The 287-nt window shown below is 70.4% G+C and carries 1 protein-coding gene; it reads right to left on the bottom strand.

All coding sequences use genetic code 11. The annotated features are described in order from the left end of the window. A partial coding sequence (locus ELR45_RS37360; RefSeq protein WP_276320664.1) for a sigma factor occupies positions 1-287 on the bottom strand: 287 nt, incomplete at both ends.

Below are 287 nucleotides of genomic sequence, written 5' to 3'. Positions count from 1 at the left end.
CGCATACGACCCGCAGGGTGAGCGCGATCTGTGCCGACCGGGGAAGCGCCGGGTGGCAGCAGGTGAAGATCAACCGTAGCCGCTCGTCCGGATCCGGCTGGACCGGCCACTGCAACTGCGCGAGCTTGGCGCGGTAGTTGTCCTCGCGGCGCAGCATGTCCAGGCCCCGTCGCCGGGCCACGGTGAACAGCCACGCGTCGGGCCGATCCGGGATGCCGTCCTCTGGCCAGCGTTGCAACGCCGCCAGGACCGCGTCCTGTACGAGGTCTTCGGCGGTGGCGAAGTCG

It is taken from the genome of Phytoactinopolyspora endophytica (genome assembly GCF_004138495.1).
In the GTDB taxonomy this organism is placed as follows: Bacteria; Actinomycetota; Actinomycetes; order Jiangellales; family Jiangellaceae; genus Phytoactinopolyspora; species Phytoactinopolyspora endophytica.
Note: the sequence above shows the minus strand (reverse complement) of the source record. Positions and strands in the feature narration are given on the sequence as shown.